General features: G+C 58.7%; 1 protein-coding gene. It reads left to right on the top strand.

What is annotated here, in order from left to right; translation table 11 throughout:
- Positions 1 to 921: hypothetical protein (locus LRG07_RS13630; protein ID WP_238642739.1), on the top strand; the 921-nt coding region annotated here is incomplete at its 5' end.
- Between the last annotated feature and the right edge of the window lie 249 nt (positions 922 to 1,170).

Consider the following 1,170-nt stretch of genomic DNA (forward strand, 5'->3'; position numbering starts at 1 on the left):
ATTGTCTGGGCACTGGACATGGAACAGGTCAATGACGGTTACATGGCCGGCGCCCTGGACGGTGTTGGGGACCTGAACGTCAGTGACAGCTTTAGCGCTATCGCCGATCGGTATGACGGTTTCGCTGACACAGACGACGACTTCAGCGATCTCCTTGTCAACAACCTCCAGACGCTCGTTGTCGAGGATGCCTGGGATACTGACGACATCACTGCCGCCGACGGCACGGACCATTTCGAGCAGTTCGACTTGATCGTGCTTGGTGGTGGCACCGTTGGCGGGGACACCGGCTCCGCGATGGATATCGCTGACACCGGCGATCTCTCAGACTTCCGCATCGAGGGGAGCGCAAACCTCGATTTCAGCGGCGGTGACAGTAGCGCCGACGTTGAGGTGAACGTGGCCGCGGAGTCGCAGCTTACGCTGGTCGATGGCGACAATAACAGCACCGCAAGCCAGACGGTGCACATCGAGAGTGATGGTTACGGGACCGTTGTCAATAACTTCGGCGATGATAGCGATGACCACACCATCGAGCTCGATGACCTGGACTACGCGTTCAGTGATGACGATACAGACGGCCAAAGCGCCGCTCTCGTCGATGAGGTAGACTTCCAAGGCGGGGTGCTCTTCGACACGAATAACGGCGATGCCGGCACGGACATGTCTTCGGGGGACTTTGATTTCGGAACCATTGGCCTCGACGGCGAGCTCGATGAGGGTGACTCGTTCTATGTGCTCGCCGGCGACCAAACCCACGACTCGGACGGTGGCTGGTATCTCTACGAGGTCACCTTCGACGGCTCGGATGATTCGGGCACGCTGAATGATGACGAGCTCACGAACCCGCAGTTGGTCGCCGAAATCGCCGAAACTGGGGCAAACACTCAGGCAGAGGACATGGATTTCCAGCTGGTGTAATCAAAAGGGAGTGATCGCCACTGCCTAGCGAGTCCTAGGTCGCTTGTCGACGGGGCTCTGAAGGCCTCACCCCTGGGAAGCTGGGGGTGGGGCCTTTTTGTCTCAGGGCACGCGGGAGGGCGAGCTCTTGGTTGAAGGACCTGATTGGCCATCAATATGAAGAGAAACAACGACGTGAAAACCAACTCGACTGAGCCGAGCACTCGCGCGCTTGCGCGGTTGCAGCGGCTGGTCAATAACGATGCGCTC

This window comes from Halorhodospira sp. 9622 (genome assembly GCF_022228025.1).
Classification (GTDB): Bacteria; Pseudomonadota; Gammaproteobacteria; order Nitrococcales; family Halorhodospiraceae; genus Halorhodospira; species Halorhodospira halophila_A.